The 16,584-nt window shown below is 71.2% G+C and carries 16 protein-coding genes; 9 read left to right on the top strand and 7 right to left on the bottom strand.

Annotation, left to right across the window (positions count from 1 at the left end):
* The first annotated feature begins 58 nt into the window (after positions 1–58).
* From RGE_RS22450 to RGE_RS22475, 6 genes are all read left to right on the top strand, one after another.
* The gene (locus tag RGE_RS22450; protein ID WP_014430783.1) at positions 59–706 is read left to right on the top strand and encodes a thiol:disulfide interchange protein DsbA/DsbL; all 648 of its coding nucleotides are present in this window, start codon (positions 59–61) and stop codon (positions 704–706) included.
* A 111-nt stretch (positions 707–817) separates the two neighbouring features.
* Positions 818–1,438 (top strand): lipopolysaccharide transport periplasmic protein LptA, encoded by a 621-nt coding sequence (gene lptA / locus RGE_RS22455; RefSeq protein ID WP_052311034.1) that lies wholly within the window; start codon positions 818–820, stop codon positions 1,436–1,438.
* Positions 1,438–2,196, top strand: coding sequence for an LPS export ABC transporter ATP-binding protein (gene lptB, locus RGE_RS22460; RefSeq protein WP_014430785.1), 759 nt, complete (start codon positions 1,438–1,440; stop codon positions 2,194–2,196). Before lptA ends, lptB begins: the two co-directional genes overlap by 1 nt.
* A gap of 7 nt (positions 2,197–2,203) precedes the next feature.
* On the top strand, positions 2,204–3,709 hold the full coding sequence (locus RGE_RS22465; RefSeq protein WP_014430786.1) for an RNA polymerase factor sigma-54: 1,506 nt from the start codon (positions 2,204–2,206) through the stop codon (positions 3,707–3,709).
* A 52-nt stretch (positions 3,710–3,761) separates the two neighbouring features.
* Complete coding sequence (locus tag RGE_RS22470) at positions 3,762–5,000, top strand: THUMP domain-containing class I SAM-dependent RNA methyltransferase (protein ID WP_014430787.1); 1,239 nt, start codon at positions 3,762–3,764, stop codon at positions 4,998–5,000.
* Positions 4,997–5,635, top strand: coding sequence for a DsbA family oxidoreductase (locus RGE_RS22475; protein WP_014430788.1), 639 nt, complete (start codon positions 4,997–4,999; stop codon positions 5,633–5,635). The genes RGE_RS22470 and RGE_RS22475 overlap by 4 nt, the downstream gene beginning before the upstream one ends.
* Here the strand turns inward: RGE_RS22475 and RGE_RS22480 are convergent, their stop codons facing one another.
* The 7 genes from RGE_RS22480 to RGE_RS22510 form a co-directional block, all read right to left on the bottom strand.
* On the bottom strand, positions 5,636–7,138 hold the full coding sequence (locus RGE_RS22480; protein WP_014430789.1) for an amidase: 1,503 nt from the start codon (positions 7,136–7,138) through the stop codon (positions 5,636–5,638).
* A 43-nt stretch (positions 7,139–7,181) separates the two neighbouring features.
* Positions 7,182–7,910 (bottom strand): 16S rRNA (uracil(1498)-N(3))-methyltransferase, encoded by a 729-nt coding sequence (locus tag RGE_RS22485; protein ID WP_014430790.1) that lies wholly within the window; start codon positions 7,908–7,910, stop codon positions 7,182–7,184.
* Between the two features lie 47 nt (positions 7,911–7,957).
* The gene (locus tag RGE_RS22490; RefSeq protein ID WP_014430791.1) at positions 7,958–8,434 is read right to left on the bottom strand and encodes a hypothetical protein; all 477 of its coding nucleotides are present in this window, start codon (positions 8,432–8,434) and stop codon (positions 7,958–7,960) included.
* A 40-nt stretch (positions 8,435–8,474) separates the two neighbouring features.
* Positions 8,475–10,142 (bottom strand): long-chain-fatty-acid--CoA ligase, encoded by a 1,668-nt coding sequence (locus RGE_RS22495; protein WP_014430792.1) that lies wholly within the window; start codon positions 10,140–10,142, stop codon positions 8,475–8,477.
* A 135-nt stretch (positions 10,143–10,277) separates the two neighbouring features.
* Positions 10,278–11,699 (bottom strand): NAD(P)(+) transhydrogenase (Re/Si-specific) subunit beta, encoded by a 1,422-nt coding sequence (locus tag RGE_RS22500; protein ID WP_014430793.1) that lies wholly within the window; start codon positions 11,697–11,699, stop codon positions 10,278–10,280.
* Positions 11,696–12,010: an NAD(P) transhydrogenase subunit alpha gene (locus RGE_RS22505; protein WP_014430794.1), complete on the bottom strand. Its 315-nt coding sequence runs from the start codon at positions 12,008–12,010 to the stop codon at positions 11,696–11,698. The genes RGE_RS22500 and RGE_RS22505 overlap by 4 nt, the downstream gene beginning before the upstream one ends.
* An 11-nt stretch (positions 12,011–12,021) precedes the next feature.
* Positions 12,022–13,152, bottom strand: coding sequence for a Re/Si-specific NAD(P)(+) transhydrogenase subunit alpha (locus tag RGE_RS22510; protein ID WP_014430795.1), 1,131 nt, complete (start codon positions 13,150–13,152; stop codon positions 12,022–12,024).
* A 102-nt stretch (positions 13,153–13,254) separates the two neighbouring features.
* Between RGE_RS22510 and RGE_RS22515 the strand changes: the two genes are divergently transcribed.
* The 3 genes from RGE_RS22515 (at position 13,255) to RGE_RS22525 (ending at position 16,458) form a co-directional block, all read left to right on the top strand.
* Positions 13,255–13,752 carry an NUDIX hydrolase gene (locus RGE_RS22515; RefSeq protein ID WP_014430796.1) on the top strand — a complete coding sequence of 166 codons (498 nt, stop codon included), beginning with the start codon at positions 13,255–13,257 and terminating at the stop codon, positions 13,750–13,752.
* A gap of 124 nt (positions 13,753–13,876) precedes the next feature.
* Complete coding sequence (locus RGE_RS22520) at positions 13,877–15,442, top strand: methyl-accepting chemotaxis protein (protein WP_014430797.1); 1,566 nt, start codon at positions 13,877–13,879, stop codon at positions 15,440–15,442.
* Between the two features lie 59 nt (positions 15,443–15,501).
* A complete protein-coding gene (locus RGE_RS22525; protein ID WP_014430798.1) occupies positions 15,502–16,458 on the top strand; it encodes a CysB family HTH-type transcriptional regulator in 957 nt (318 codons plus the stop codon).
* Positions 16,459–16,584: the final 126 nt, after the last annotated feature.

Genomic DNA, 16,584 nt, shown 5'->3' on the forward strand with positions numbered 1-16,584 from the left:
AACCCGGCACCGTCAGCGCCGGTCCATGACCCGTCAACGCTCACTCGAAAGGACTCTCATGAAGCGGCGCGATTTCTCGATCCACCTGGCCGGCACGGGCCTCGGGCTGGCGCTCGCCGGCTCCGCCCATGCGCAGGGCGGGCCGGTCGAGGGCACGCACTACGTGCGGCTGCAGACGGCTGCGCCGTCCTCGCTGCCCGAGGGCAAGAAGGTCGAGGTCGTGGAGTTCTTCTGGTACGAGTGCCCGCACTGCTACCAGTTCGAGCCGCTGCTGGACACCTGGAGCAAGCGCCTGCCGACCGACGTGGCCTTCCGCCGCGTGCCGGTGGGCTTCACGGCGCGCCACCAGATCGGCCAGAAGATCTTCTACGCGCTCGAGGAGATGGGCCAGGTCAGCGCGATGCACCGCAAGGTCTTCACCGCGATCCACGCCCAGGGCAAGCGCCTGCTGGCCGAAAAGGACATCGTCGACTTCATGGTCGCCAACGGCCTGGACGGCAAGAAGTTCGCCGAGGCCTTCAACTCGTTCAGCGTGGCGACCAAGTCCAACCGCGCCAAGCAGCTCTCCGAGGCCTACAAGATCGACGGCGTGCCGGCGATCGGCATCCAGGGCCGGTACTACACTTCCGGCGCACTGGCCGGCAGCCACGAACGTGCGCTGGCCGTCACCGACTACCTGATCGGCCGCGTCCGCCAGGGCGCCTGAGCGGGGAATGCGCCGGCTTGACCCGGCGCATCGCCCTCGCAACACGGGGCCTCGGCCCCTGCCCTGCGGCACGAACTTGTGGCTAGAATGCTTGCAAGTTTCGTGCCGAATATGACGCCTCGTTCCCACCTCCTTCGCCGCGCCGCGCCGTTCGCCCTGGCGCTGCTGTGCGCCGCCGCCATGGCCGAGCGTGCCGACCGCGAGCGCCAGATGGTGGTCGAGGCCGATCGCCCAGGCTCGGTCGACCTGCAGCGCCAGGTAGTCGAGTTCAACGGCAACGTCGTCATCACCCAGGGCACGATGATCATCCGCGCCGACCGCGTCGAGCTGCGCGAGACCTCCGACGGCTACCGCGCGGCCACCGCGATCGGCACGCCCGGGCGCCAGGCCAGCTACCGCCAGAAGCGCGACGGCGTCGACGAGATCGTCGAAGGCCAGGCCGACCGCATCGAGTACGACGGCCGCGCCGACACGCTGCATTTCATCGGCAACGGCGCCGTGCGCCGGCTGCGCGGCTCGATCGTCTCCGACGAGATCACCGGCTCGCAGATCGTCTGGGACAACACCGCCGAGACCTTCAACGTCGCCGGCGGCCAGACGACGAGTGCCAACCCCAGCGGCCGGGTGCGTGCGGTGCTGAGCCCGCGCGCCGACGGCAGCGCGTCCGCCGCCTCGGCACCGGCCTCGGCCGCGCCGCTGGCGCCGTCGCGCACGCTCGGGGGCGCGCGCTGATGGACGCCGCGGCGAACGTCAGCCGGCTCGAGGCCGAGCACCTGCAAAAGAGCTACGGCGCGCGCCGCGTCGTCAAGGACGTGCACCTGTCGGTGGCCGCCGGCGAGGTCGTCGGCCTGCTCGGCCCCAACGGCGCCGGCAAGACGACCACCTTCTACATGGTGGTCGGCCTGGTGCGCGCCGACGACGGCCAGATCCGCATCGACGGCCAGGCGATCGAGCGCCTGCCGATCCACCAGCGTTCGCGCCTGGGCCTGTCCTACCTGCCGCAGGAAGCGTCGATCTTCCGCAAGCTGACGGTCGAGGAGAACATCCGCGCCGTGCTCGAACTGCAGCAGGGCCCGGACGGCCGGCCGCTGAAGCCGGCGCAGATCCAGGAGCTGCTGGACAAGCTGCTGCACGACCTGTCGATCGAGAAGCTGCGCGACTCGCCGGCCCCGGCGCTGTCCGGCGGCGAACGCCGCCGCGTCGAGATCGCACGGGCGCTGGCGACCCAGCCGCGCTTCATCCTGCTCGACGAGCCCTTCGCCGGCGTCGACCCGATCGCCGTCATCGAGATCCAGCGCATCATCTCCTTCCTCAAGTCGCGCGGCATCGGGGTGCTGATCACCGACCACAACGTGCGCGAGACGCTGGGCATCTGCGACCGCGCCTACATCATCAGCGAAGGCAGCGTGCTCGCCGAGGGCACGCCGCAGGCGATCGTCGAGAACGCCGAGGTGCGCAAGGTCTACCTCGGCGAGCACTTCCGCATGTGACCCGCCGATGAAGCCGTCCCTGCAGGTTCGCCTGTCCCAGCACCTGGCGTTGACGCCGCAGCTCCAGCAGTCGATCCGGCTGCTGCAGCTGTCGACGCTGGAGCTGCACCAGGAAGTCGAGCAGATGCTCGAGCAGAACCCGTTCCTGGAGATGGACGAGGAGTCGCCGACGCCCTTCGACGCGCCGGCCGAACGGGCCGCGGCCGACCGCGTCGCCGAGCGCGACGACGGCGGCGACGGTGCCGCCGAGCCGGCGCCGGCCGAGGTCGACGCCGCCGAGTTCGGCACCACCGAACGCGACGACTGGGAGAACGGCACCGAACGCGACGACTTCGACGGCATCCGCGAGACGCCGAGTTCGGCGGCGCCCGAAGGCGACGACGAGCTCGACCCGCAGGAGCGCCGCGCCGGCGTCGGCACGCTGCAGGACCATCTGCGCGCCCAGGTCGCCGGCATGCGTTTGTCGCCCGAGGACTTCGCGGCGCTGAACGTGCTGATCGAGTCGCTGGACGACGACGGCTACCTCGCCGACCCGCTGGAAGACATCGCCGCGCGCCTGGCCGACATGCTCGACCTGGACGACGACGAGCAGCGCGAGAGCCTGCTCGATCGCCTGCAGTGCGCGCTGCGCTGGCTGCAGAGCCTGGAGCCGACCGGCGTCGGCGCGCGCTCGTTGTCCGAGTGCCTGGTGCTGCAGCTGCGCACGCTGTCGCGCTGCGAGGCGCGCGAGGTCGCGATCCGCATCTGCGAGCACTCGCTGGAGCTGCTGGCGCGGCGCGACGTGCGCAAGCTGACCGCGGCCACCGGCGCCGGCGAGGATCTGCTGCGCCAGGCGCAGGCGCTGATCGTCGCCTGCGAGCCCAAGCCCGGGCGGCCGTTCGCGCCGGCCGAGTCGAACATCATCGTGCCCGACGTCATCGTCCAGAAGGCCGGGCGCGGCTTCAAGGTCGTGCTCAACCCGGACGTGATGCCCAAGCTGCGCATCAACGACCTCTACGCCCAGGCGATCCGCGGCCAGCGCGGCAGCGGCGGCGGGTTGTCGTCGCGGCTGCAGGAGGCGCGCTGGTTCATGAAGAACATCCAGCAGCGCTTCGACACCATCCTGCGCGTGTCCAAGGCCATCGTCGAGCGCCAGAAGGGCTTCTTCACCCACGGCGCGATCGCGATGAAGCCGCTGGTGCTGCGCGAGATCGCCGACGAGCTGGGCCTGCACGAGAGCACGATCTCGCGCGTGACGACGGCCAAGTACATGGCCACGCCGCAAGGCACCTTCGAGCTGAAGTACTTCTTCGGCAGCTCGCTGAACACCGAGGCCGGCGGCAACGCGTCGAGCACCGCGGTGCGCGCGCTGATCCAGCAGCTGGTCTCGGCCGAGGACAGCGCCAAGCCGCTGTCGGACAGCCAGCTCTCGCAAATGCTCGAGGAGCAGGGCATCCAGGTCGCACGCCGCACCGTCGCCAAGTACCGCGAGGCGCTGAAGATCGCGCCGGCCTCGCTGCGCCGCGCGATCTGACCCGCTGCACTACAGTGCAGCCAAACCCGGCGCCCGCGCGCCGTTTCGCACCATGACCGTTTCGCTGTTCCTTCCGTGCGCCGGCGGCGTCGAACCGCTGCTGGCCGAGGAGGCCGCCCGCATCACCGGCCGGCCGACCGAAGCCACGCGCGGCGGCGTCTGGGTCGACGGCGACGCCGCCGCGGCGATGGCGCTGAACCTGGAGAGCCGGCTCGCCCAGCGTGTGCTATGGCCGCTGATCGACGGCCCCTACCGCGACGAGCACGAGCTCTACGAACTCGCGCGCCGCGTGCGCTGGGGCGACTGGATCACGCCGCGCCAGACGCTGCGTGTCGACGTCGCCGCCCAGCGTTCGCCGCTGAAGAGCCTGAACTTCGCCGCGCTGCGCGTGAAGGACGCCGTCTGCGACAGCCTGCGCGAGAGCGCCGGCGAACGGCCCAGCGTCGACACCCGCCACCCCGACCTGTCGCTGCAGCTGTACGTCGGCCCCGAGCACGCGACGCTGTACGCCGACACCTCGGGCGAGGCGCTGTTCAAGCGCGGCTGGCGCGACGAGCGCGCCGGCGGCGTCAAGGGCGAGGCGCCGCTGAAGGAGACGCTGGCCGCGGCAATGCTGGCCGCCGCCGGCTGGCAGGGCCGCGAGGAGGACGGCGCGCTGCTCGACCCCTGCTGCGGCGCCGGCACGATCGCCATCGAGGCCGCGCAGATCGCCTGCGGCATCGCCCCGGGCATCAAGCGCCGCTTCGCCTTCGAGCGCCTGCTGCCCTTTCGCGACCAGCTCGGCGCCTGGCGCGAGCTGCAGCAGGCTGCACGCGAGCGCGTGCACGCGCCGGCCGTCGAGCTCTTCGCCGGCGACGTCAGCTTTCGCATGACCGACTTCGCGGCGCGCAACGCCGCCAACGCCGGCGTCGGCCAGGCCATCGCCTTCAAGACCGCCGACGCGCTGCAGCGGCCGGCGCCGGCCGAACGCGGCACGCTGATGCTCAACCCGCCGTACGGCGAACGCATCGCGCCCAAGGGCAGCGGCGCCGCACGCGCCGAAGCCTCGGCAGGCGGCGCGCGCGAAGGCTTCGACGGCGGCGGTTCGTCGGCCGAGTTCTTCGGCGCGCTGGCCGGCCACTGGAAACGCCGCTACGCCGGCTGGACGGCCTGGGTGCTGAGCCCGGAGATGAAGCTGCCCTCGCTGATGCGGCTGAAGGAAAGCCGGCGCGTGCCGATGTGGAACGGGCCCATCGAATGCCGGCTGTTCCGCTTCGACATGGTCGCCGGCTCGAACAAGGAGGCCGAATGAAACGTCTGCACATCGACTTCGTCAGCGACGTCGTCTGCCCCTGGTGCGCCGTCGGGCTGGCCTCGCTGGAGCGCGCGCTGGAGAACCTGGCCGGCGAGATCGAGGCCGAGATCGAGGTCCGCCCCTTCGAGCTGAACCCCGACATGGCGCCCGAAGGCGAGGCGATCGACGAACACCTGCAGCGCAAGTACGGCGGCGCGCCCGAGCAGTTCGCCGCGGTGCGGCGCACGCTGGCCGAACGCGGCGCGGCGGTCGGCTTCGCCTTCGGCGAACGCACGCGCATCTGGAACACCTTCGACGCCCACCGGCTGCTGCACTGGGCCGGAATCGAAGGCCGGGCGCTGGAACTCAAGCGCGCGCTGCTCGCCGCCTACCACGGCGAAGGCCGCAACCCGAGCGACCCCGAGGTGCTGGCCCAGGTCGCGGCCGGCGTCGGGCTGAACGAAGCACGCGCCCGCGAGATCCTCGAGTCCGGCGAGTTCGCCGACGCCGTGCGCGCCGAGGAGCAGCGCTGGCTGGGCTTGGGCATCCGCTCGGTGCCGGGCGTCGTCGTCAACGAACGCCATCTGATCTCCGGCGGCCAGCCGCCCGAGGTCTTCGAGCAGGCGCTGCGCGAGATCGCCGCCGAAGGCTGATCAGCCGGCTTCGTGTGCGATCGGCGCCAGCCGGTCGAACCAGGGCGCATCGGCTTCCAGCTCGGCGGCCAGCCGCAGCAGCGTCGCCTCGTCGCCCTGGCGGCCCACGGCCTGCACGCCAAGCGGCAGGCCCTCGGGCGTCCAGTGCAGCGGCAGGCTCATCGCCGGCACGCCGGCCAGGTTGGCGAGCTGGGTGAACGGGTACGGCGCCAGGTTCTGCACGAACAGGCGCTGCACACGCGCGTCGAGCGCCCCCCAGCGCGCCAGCGGCGCGAGCAGGCCGCTGGCCAGCAGCGTGTCGGTCAGCCGGGCTTCGGCCGGCGGCGGGTCCAGCGTGCCGTGCGGCAGTGCCGCTCGCGCCGTGGTCGGTGTCAGCCAGACGTCCCAGGCGCCGAAGAACGCGCCCAGCGTGCGTGCGAACTCGTTCCAGCGCGCTAGGCTCTGGGTCAGCGCCGCCGCGTCCAGGCGGCGGCCGTAGGCGGCCATCACGCGCGTCAGCGGCTCGAACTCGGTGTCGCGCGCGCCCAGCGAACGCGCCTGGTCCATCACCGCCGGCACCTGGGCGGCGTAGAGCTTCAGATAACACGCCGCGACCGCGTGGCCGTCGACGGGCGGTGCGGCTTCCTCGACGTGGTGGCCCAGGGCTGCGAGCCGGCGCGCGGCGGCCTGCACCGCGGCCGCGGCCTCGGCGTCGACGGCGGTGCCCAGCGGCGAGGCGATCGAAAACGCGATGCGCAGCCGCGCCAGCGGCCGGCGCAGCGCGGCGACGAAGGGCTCGGCCGGCGCCCCGCCGGCGAACGGGTCACCGGGCTCGGGGCCGCAGAGCACGTCCAGCGCCAGCGCGCTGTCGCGCACGCTGCGCGAGATCACGCCTTCGCTGCAGGCGCCGAACCAGACCTCGCCCAGCCCCGGGCCGTTGGAGATGCGCCCGCGCGACGGCTTCAGCGCGAACAGCCCGCAGAAGGCGGCCGGGATGCGCAGCGAGCCACCACCGTCGTTGCCGCCGGCCATCGGCACGACGCCCGCGGCGACCGCAGCCGCCGAGCCACCGCTGGAGCCGCCGGCGTTGCGTCCCGGGTCCCAGGGGTTGGAGACCGGGCCGAAGGCACGCGAGTCGCTGATGCCCTTGAGCCCGAACTCGGGCAGGTTGGTCTTGGCGAAGACGGTGGCACCCGCGTCGAGCAGCCGGCGCAGCACCGCGGCGTGCCGCGGGGCGACGAAACGTTCGCCGGCGCGGCTGCCGTAGCTGGTCGGCTGGCCGGCGACGTCGGCGACGCTGTCCTTGACGACGAAGGGCACGCCAGTCAGCGGGCCGGCGGCGCCGCGCGCGAGCTGGGCTTCGGCCAGCGTCGGCAGCATGCGGGTGAAGGCATTGAGCCGGGGCTGCACGCGCCCGGCCTGGGCGCGCGCCAAGTCCAGCAGCTCGCGCGCCGAGACCTCGCCGCGGCGCACGAGTTCGGCGAGCGCGGTGGCGTCGTGGCGCAGGTACTCGTCGTGCCGCATTGCGCGGCGATTGTCGCGGCGGCCCCGGCCGCCGCGCAGCGGGTCAGACCCGCAGCCCGGCCCAGCCCAGCACCGCCAGCGGCGCGGTGTCGGCACGCAGCACACGCGGGCCCAGGCCGACGGCGGCGAAGCCGGCGGCCTCGGCAGCCGCTTCCTCGGCCGGCGACAAGCCGCCTTCGGGGCCGCTCAGCGTGCAGAAGCCGGCGCCGGCCGGCAGCCGCTCGGCCAGCGGGCGCGCACCGGGGCGCGGGCTCAGCAGCAGCCGCGTGCCCAGGTCCTGCGAAGAGGACAGCGCGCCCAGCCAGGCCGCCAGCGGCCGCACCGGCTCGACGCGCGGCACACGCGTGCGCCCGCACTGCTCGCAGGCGGCGACGGCCACCGCCTGCCAGTGCGCCTGCTTGCGCTCGGCACGTTCGCCGTCCAGGCGCAGCACCGAACGTTCGCAGACCAGCGGCTGGATCGCCGCGACGCCGAGCTCGGTCGCCTTCTCGACCAGTGCATCCATGCGGTCGTTGGCCGGCATGCCGACGGCCAGCGTCGCCGTGAACGGCAGCTCGCGTTCGACGGCCTGCGGCTCGCCGACACGCACCGTGACCTCGCTGCGCCCCATCGCGAGGACCTCGGCCGGCCATTCGGCGCCGCCGCCGTCGAACAGCAGCAGCGCGTGGCCGGGCTGCAGCCGGCGCACCTGGACATGGCGCGCGGCGCCGGGCGGCAGCGCCAGCGTCGTGCCGGCGGCCAGGGGAGAGTCGACATACAAACGGATGCTCATCGCGGCGCGCAGTGTGCCGCAGAGCGCGGCCGGCGTGCCGCGCGGCGTCAGCCCGGCGAGCCGAGGCGGCGACAGAAGTCCAGCGCCGCGGCCGTGCCCTGGGCGGCTTCGAGTTCGTCGACGAAACGCTGCGCCAGACGGGGCAGCTGCTCGGGGCCGCTGCGCTCCAGGTCGAGCACCAGGCGGTAGCCCTTGACCAGGCCCAGCAGCGGGCGCGCCTCGGCGGTCAGCCGGGCGTAGAGCAGGCGCGCATCGAGCGTCGGCAGCAGCGCCTGGAGAGCCGCACGCGCCGGGGACACGCCGGGCGGCAGCGCGGCCGGCGCTTCGGGTTCGGCGACGTAGCCCAGCGCGATCAGCCGCTCCAGGTCGGCCGGCTGGGCGCCGGCCACCGCGGCCAGCCAGGCCTCGGCCGGGCGCGAGGGGTCGAGGATCAGCAGCAGGTTGCGCGCGGCGCGCGAGAGTTCGCCGTCGCGGCGGCGGATGGCCTCGCGCCCGGCCTCGGTCTTCTGCAGTCGCACGCTCACGCGTTGCCCCGGCGGGTGCGTCAGGCCGGCGCCCGCGGCCTCAGGTGCGCAGCTCGCGCCGCAGGATCTTGCCGACCGGGGTCTTGGGCAGGTCGCTGCGGAACTCGACGATCTTCGGCCGCTTGTAGCCCGTCAGGTTGGCTTCGCAGAAGGCGCGCACGTCGGCTTCGCTGACCGCCGGGTCCTTCTTGACGATGACCACCTTGACTGCCTCGCCGGCCTTGGCGTCGGGCACGCCGACGGCGGCGCATTCGAGCACGCCGGGCATCTGCGTGATGACGTCCTCGACCTCGTTCGGGTAGACGTTGAAGCCCGAGACCAGGATCATGTCCTTCTTGCGGTCGACGATGCGGAAGTAGCCGCGTTCGTCGACCAGGCCGACGTCGCCGGTGCGGAAGAAGCCGTCGACAGTCATCACCTTGGCGGTCTCGTCGGGGCGCTGCCAGTAGCCGGCCATCACCTGCGGGCCCTTGATCGCGATCTCGCCGGCGACGCCGGGCGGGACTTCGCGGCCTTCGTCGTCGAGCAGGCAGACGTCGGTGGACGGCAGCGGCAGGCCGATGGCGCCGCTGTAGGCATCGGTGTCGACCGGGTTGCAGGTCGCCGACGGGCTGGTCTCCGACAGGCCGTAGCCTTCGCAGATCGGGCAGCCGGTCTTCTCCAGCCAGAGCTTGGCGGTGGCGTGCTGCACCGCCATGCCACCGCCGACGCTGATCTTCAGGTGGCTCCAGTCGACGGTGCCGAAGTCCGGGTGGTTGGCCAGCGCGTTGAACAGCGTGTTGACCGCCGGGAAGCTGTGGAAGCGGTGCTTGGACAGCTCCTTGAGCGTGGACGGGAAGTCGCGCGCGTTGGGGATCAGGATGTTGCACCCGCCCATGCGCATCGACAGCATCATGTTCGCCGTGAAGCCGAAGATGTGATAGAGCGGCAGCGCGCAGACGGTGACGATCTGCTCGCCAGCCGGGATCTTCTTCAGCGCCGGCTGGTACCAGGCCTCGGACTGCAGCACGTTGGCGACCAGGTTGCGGTGCAGCAGGATCGCGCCCTTGCTGACGCCGGTGGTGCCGCCGGTGTACTGCAGCACGGCGATGTCGTCGGGGCCGACCTTGGTCGGCGCTAGCGGCTTGTTTCGGCCGCGCGCGACGGCATCAGGGAAGCGCACCGCGCCCGGGATGTCCCAGGCCGGCACCATCTTCTTCACCTTGCGCACGACGTGATTGACGATCGCGCCCTTCAGCAGGCCGAGCATGTCGCCCATCGCGGCGACGATCACCTTCTTCGTCGGCACCGCGTCGTAGACCTTCTGCAGCGTCGCGGCGAAGGTCTCGAGGATGATGATGGCCTTGGCGCCGGAGTCCTTGAGCTGGTGCTCCAGCTCACGCGGCGTGTACAGCGGGTTGACGTTGACGATGACGTAACCGGCCCGCAGGATGGCCGCGACGGCCACCGGGTACTGCGGCACGTTGGGCATCATGATCGCCACGCGGTCGCCGCGCGCCAGGCCCAGCGACTGCAGGTAGGCGGCGAAGGCCCGCGAGACCTCGTCGACCTCGCGGAAGCTCACGGTGCGGCCCATGAACTTGTAGGCCGGCAGCTCGCGATACTTGCCGAAGCTCTCCTCCAGCAGGGCGACGAGCGAGGGGTACAGCTCGACGCTCACTTCGGCAGGCACGCCCGCCGGGTACTGCTTCAGCCAGATCTTCTCCATGCACCTCTTCTCCGTGGAACGCGGGATTCTGTCGGCTGCCTTACGTCCGCGTTATCCGGGATTCCGAGCAGGCACGCCTGCCCCGGGGGGTGCTGCACGCGCCGGCCGCGGGGCGGGGCCGGCGCGGTGCGACCGTCACTCGACGGCCTTGACCATCTCCTCGACGACCTTCTTGGCGTCGCCGAAGACCATCATGGTCTTGTCCATGTAGAACAGCTCGTTGTCCAGGCCGGCGTAGCCCGAGGCCATCGAGCGCTTGTTCACGATCACCGTCTTGGCCTTGTAGGCCTCCAGGATCGGCATGCCGTAGATCGGGCTGCCCTTCACATGCGCGGCCGGGTTCACGACATCGTTGGCGCCCAGGATGATCGCCACGTCGGCCTGGCCGAACTCGGCGTTGATGTCTTCCATCTCGAAGACCTGGTCGTAGGGCACCTCGGCCTCGGCCAGCAGCACGTTCATGTGCCCCGGCATGCGCCCGGCCACCGGGTGGATGGCGTACTTCACCGTCACGCCCTTCTCGGTGAGCTTGGCCGCGAGTTCTTTCACCGCATGCTGGGCACGGGCGACGGCCAGGCCGTAGCCCGGGACGATGATCACCGTCTCGGCGTTGCCAAGGATGAAGGCCGCGTCGTCGGCGCTGCCGCTCTTGACGCTGCGCTGCGCCTGGCCGCCCGCCGCCGCCGTCGTGCCTTCGCCGCCGAAGCCGCCCAGGATGACGTTGAAGAACGAGCGGTTCATCGCCTTGCACATGATGTAGCTGAGGATCGCCCCCGAGCTGCCCACCAGCGAGCCGGCGATGATCAGCATGCTGTTGTTCAGGCTGAAGCCGATGCCTGCGGCCGCCCAGCCCGAGTAGCTGTTGAGCATCGACACCACGACCGGCATGTCGGCGCCGCCGATCGGGATGATGATCAGCACGCCCAGCACGAAGGCCAGCGCCAGCATCGCGAAGAACGCCGGCCAGCTCTCGGTGGCCGCGAAGGCCAGGCCCAGGCCGACGGTCGACAGCCCCAGCACCAGGTTGAGCATGTGCTGGCCGCTGAAGGTGACCGGCGCGCCCTGGAACAGGCGGAACTTGTACTTGCCGCTGAGCTTGCCGAAGGCGATGACCGAACCGCTGAAGGTGATCGCGCCGATGGCCGCGCCCAGGAACAGCTCGATGCGGTTGCCGACCGGAATCGGCTCGCCGCGGTTGATGATGCCGAAGGCCCAGGGCTCGGCGACCACCGCGACGGCGATGAACACCGCGGCCAGGCCGATCATGCTGTGCATGAAGGCCACCAGCTCGGGCATCTTGGTCATCTCGACGCGGTTGGCCATCAGCGAGCCGGCGCCGCCGCCGATGACCAGACCCAGCAGCACCCAGCCCAGGCCCAGCGGCGAGCCGGCGAGCTTGACGATGAGCGCGGCGGTGGTCAGCACGGCGATGGTCATGCCGACCATGCCGAAGACGTTGCCGCGGATTGAGGTGGTCGGGTGCGACAGGCCTTTCAGCGCCTGGATGAAGCAGATGCTCGCGACGAGGTAGAGCAGCGTGACGAGATTCAGGCTCACTTCTTGGCCTCCGCCGGCTTGCGGTCCTTCTTCTTGAACATCTCCAGCATTCGCCGGGTGACCAGGAAGCCGCCGAAGACGTTGACCGCGCACAGCGCCACGGCCAGCACGCCCATGGTCTTGCCCAGGTCGGTCTCGGTCAGCGCCGCCGCCAGCATCGCGCCCACGATCACGATCGCCGAGATCGCGTTCGTCACCGCCATCAGCGGCGTGTGCAGCGCCGGCGTCACGTTCCACACCACGTGGTAACCCACGTAGATCGCCAGCACGAAAATGATCAGGTTCGTGACGGTATGGCTCACGATTTCCATCGCCGCCTCCTTCAGTTCTTCTTCAGTTCGCCGCCCTGCGCCATCAGGCAGGCGAGCACGATGTCGTCGTCGGCAGGCACGTGCAGCGCACCTTCCTTGGTGACGACGAGCTTGAGGAAATCGAGCACGTTGCGCGCGTACAGGCTGGAGCTGTCCGCGGCCACCAGCGCCGGCAGATTGGTCTCGCCGATGATGGTCACGCCGTGCTTCTTCACCGTCTGGCCGGCTTCGGTCAGCGGGCAGTTGCCGCCCACGCCATCGGCGCCACGGCCGGCGGCCATGTCGACGATGACCGAGCCCGGCTTCATGGCCTTGACCATGTCCTCGGTGACGAGCACCGGCGCGGCACGGCCCGGGATCAGCGCCGTCGAGATGACGATGTCGGCCTGCGCGACGCGCTTGGCGACTTCGACCTTCTGGCGGTCCAGCCAGCTCTGCGGCATCGGGCGGGCATAGCCGCCGACGCCTTCGGCGGCTTCCTTCTCTTCGGCCGTCTCGTAAGGCACCTCGATGAACTTGGCGCCCAGCGACTCGACCTGTTCCTTGACGCTGGGACGAACGTCCGAGGCCTCGATGACCGCGCCCAGGCGCTTGGCCGTGGCGATGGCCTGCAGGCCAGCGACGCCGACACCCAGGATGACGACACGCGCGGCCTTGATCGTGCCGGCGGCGGTCATCAGCATCGGGAACAGGCGCTGGTACTTGTCCGCGGCCATCATCACGGCCTTGTAGCCGCCGATGTTGGCCTGGCTGGACAGCACGTCCATGCTTTGCGCCCGCGTCGTGCGCGGCGCGGCTTCGAGCGCGAAGGCGGTCAAACCGGCAGAGGCCAGCGCCTGCAGGCCGGGCTTGTCGAACGGGTTCAACATGCCGACCAGCGCCGTGCCGGGCTTCATCAGCGCGAGCTCCTCGGCATCCGGGCTGCGCACCTTGAGCACCAGCTCGCAGCCGAACGCGGTGGCACGGTCGCAGATCTCCGCGCCGACGGCCGCGTAGGCCTCGTCCGGCGCACTCGCCGCCACGCCCGCGCCGCTCTGCACCTTCACGGTGTGGCCCTGCGCCTTCAGTTTCTTCGCCGTCTCCGGGGTGACGGCGACACGCGTCTCGCCCTGCGCCGTCTCCAGCGGCACACCGATCAGCATGGGGATCTCCTAACCTACGTTGCTGAAATTGCCGCCGCGGGCGCCTGGTGCCGGCGCCCGGGGGCGTCGGAAGCTACCACAACTCGCCGCTACGATCCGGCGATGCCGAGCACCCGCTGGACCCCCTTCGTCACCGTCGCCGCCGTCGTCGAACACGAGGGCCGCTACCTGCTCGTCGAGGAAGAGACGGCCGACGGCCTGCGCCTGAACAACCCGGCCGGGCACCTGGAGTGCGGCGAGTCACCGCAGCAAGCCGTGGTGCGCGAGGCGCTGGAAGAGACCGCCCGCGCCTTCACGCCCGAGGCGCTGCTGGGGCTGTACCTGTCGCGCTTCACGCCACGGCCCGGCGACGACCGCACCTATCTGCGCATCGCCTACACCGGCCGTGTCGGCGAGCCGCTGCCGGGCCGCCGCTTGGACGCCGGCATCGTGCGCACCCTGTGGCTGCGGCCCGAAGAGATCCGCGCCCAGGCGGCGCGGCTGCGCAGCCCGCTGGCGCTGCAGTGCGTCGAAGACCATCTGGCGGGTCGCCGGCTGCCGTTGGATTCGGTTTACATCCATCCCAGCCTGTGGAATGAGAACGGTATGAATTTGCGCTAGAACAAACCCATAAAAACACAAGCTCAAGCTGGCAAGGTTCGGCGTCGATAGCACCGGGACAGTGTTGGCCCGACGCAGGCGGACACAAGGCATCCCGTCAACGCCTCGACAACAAGAAGCCAACATGCGCCAGAACCTGCCTGTGACGCAGCGTGAACACCCGTTCCCCGACGGAACGACGCTGATGTCGATGACCGACCCGCGCGGCAAGATCACCTATGCCAACGCGGCCTTCGTGGCGATCTCCGGCTACAGCCGCGAGGAACTCGTCGGCAAAGCGCACAACATCGTGCGCCACCCCGACGTGCCACCGGCGGCCTTCGCCGACATGTGGACGACGCTGAAGGCCGGCCAGGCCTGGACCGGCATCGTCAAGAACCGCCGCAAGAACGGCGACCACTACTGGGTGCGCGCCAACGTCGCGCCCATCGTGCGCGACGGCCGCATCGTCGGCCACCTGTCGGTGCGCACGCGGCCCACGCCCGAGGAGATCCAGGGCGCCGAAGCGCTCTACAAGGAGATCCGCGAGGGCCGCGCCAAGGGTCTGGCGATCGAATGCGGGCTGCTGGTGCGCACCGGCATCGGCGCGCTGCTGTCGATCCGACAGCGCATGTCGCTGGCCTGGCGCGTGCGGCTGGGCGTGCTGGTGGCGGCGCTGCCGGCTGTTGCCGCCGCAGCCGCCGTCGGCGCTCCGACGCCGGTGATCGGGGCCGTGGCGGCGGCTGCGGCCGCCGGCGCACTCGCCGCCGGGCTCTGGCTGCGCCAGCAGGTCACGCAGCCGATCCGCGTGGCCGCCGAGCAGTCGCTGAAGGTGGCGACCGGCCAGCCGGGCAGCACGCAGCTGCTGGACCGCGCCGACGACGTCGGCATGCTGCTGCGCTCGGTGAACCAGTCCGGCCTGAACCTGCGCTCGCTGATCGACGACGTCGCCAACCAGGTCGACGGCCTGGGCAACGCCAGCCGCGAGATCGCCGCCGGCAACCTGGACCTGTCGCAGCGCACCGAGCAGACCGCCGCCAGCCTGCAGCAGGCCGCGGCGTCGATGCAGCAGATGACCGGCAACGTGCGCCAGACGGCCGACAGCGCCGCCGCCGCACACGACCTGGCCGAGGAAGCCACCGCCGCCGCCGCCCACGGCGGCCAGGCCGTCGGCCAGATGGTGGCGACGATGACCGAGATCAGCGGCAGCTCGGCGCGCATCGGCGAGATCGTCGGCGTCATCGACGGCATCGCCTTCCAGACCAACCTGCTGGCGCTGAACGCCGCGGTGGAAGCCGCACGCGCCGGCGAACAGGGCCGCGGCTTCGCGGTCGTCGCCGCCGAGGTGCGCGCGCTGGCCAAACGTTCGGCCGAGGCGGCACGCGAGATCAAGCGCCTGATCGCCGAGTCGCAGGAGCGTGTCGAGGCCGGCAACCGTCAGGCCGGCGACACCGGCGAGGCGATGGAGCGCCTGGTGCAGCAGGTGCACCGCGTCGGCGACCTGCTGGCCGAGATCAGCGCCGCGGCACGCGAGCAGAGCGAAGGCATCGGCCAGGTCAACGAGGCCGTCAACGAACTGGACCGCTCGACGCAGCAGAACGCCGCGCTGGTCGAAGAGACCGCCGCCGCGGCCGCCAGCCTGCGCCAGCAGGCGGTGGCGCTGTCGGAGGCGGTGGCGGTGTTCGACCAGGGCTCGACCGCCCGCAGTTGAAGGGACGCGCGCCGCGACGGTGGCGCGAATAATGGCCGCGTCCTATCGAGGAGGCGGGCGTGAACTTCCAGCAGCTGCGATCGGTGCGCGAAACGGTGCGCCGGGGCTTCAACCTCACCGAGGTCGCGCAGGTGCTGCACACCTCGCAGCCCGGCGTCAGCCGCCAGATCCGCGAGCTGGAGACCGAGCTCGGCGTCGAGATCTTCGTGCGCGCCGGCAAGCGCCTGACCGGGCTGACCGCACCGGGCGCGACCATCCTGCCGATCGTCGAGCGCCTGCTGCAGGAAGCCGACAACCTGAAGCGCGCCGGCGACGACTACGCCGGGCAGGGCAAGGGCACGCTGGTCATCGCCGCGACGCACTCGCAGGCGCGCTACGCGCTGCCCACCGCGGTGCGCGACTTCCGCGCCACGCATCCCAACGTGCAGCTGCGCCTGCACCAGGGCTCGCCCAAGCAGGTGGCCGAGCTGCTGCTCGAAGGCGAGGCCGACCTCGGCGTGGCCACCGCGCTGATCGCCCACTACCCCGAGCTGGTGGCGCTGCCCTGCTACCGCTGGACGCACTCGGTGATCGTGCCGGCGGGCCACGAGCTGGCGCGGGACGCCGAACGCGGCGCGCCGCTGACGCTGGAGCGCCTGGCCGCCTTCCCGCTGATCACCTACGAACCCGGCTACACCGGCCGCAGCCAGATCGACGAGGCCTTCAGCCAGAAAGGCCTGGCGCTGGAGCTGGTGCTGTCGGCGATGGACGCCGACGTCATCAAGACCTACGTCGAGCTGGGCATGGGCGTGGGCATCATCGCCTCGATGGCCTACGACGAGCAGCGCGACCCCGGCCTGCGCGCCATCGACGCGCGCCATCTCTTCGCCACCAACATGACGCACGTCGGCCTGCGCCGCGGCGCATACCTGCGCGACTACGTCTACGACTTCATCCGCACCTTCGCGGCGCCGCTGGACCGGGAGCTGGTCGACCGGGCGCTGGCGGCGCCGGTGGGGGTGGTGGTCGAGCCCTGATCAAGGGCATTCCGAAGGCCGGCCCGCCGCCGGAGCGGGCGTGATGGCCCGGCCGCCGTCATCTCGTTCGCGATCGGCGCAACACAATGCATCAGGCCGAATTCGATCGAATTGAGGACGTTCTTC

The organism is Rubrivivax gelatinosus IL144, assembly GCF_000284255.1.
GTDB classification, from domain to species: Bacteria; Pseudomonadota; Gammaproteobacteria; order Burkholderiales; family Burkholderiaceae_C; genus Rubrivivax; species Rubrivivax gelatinosus_A.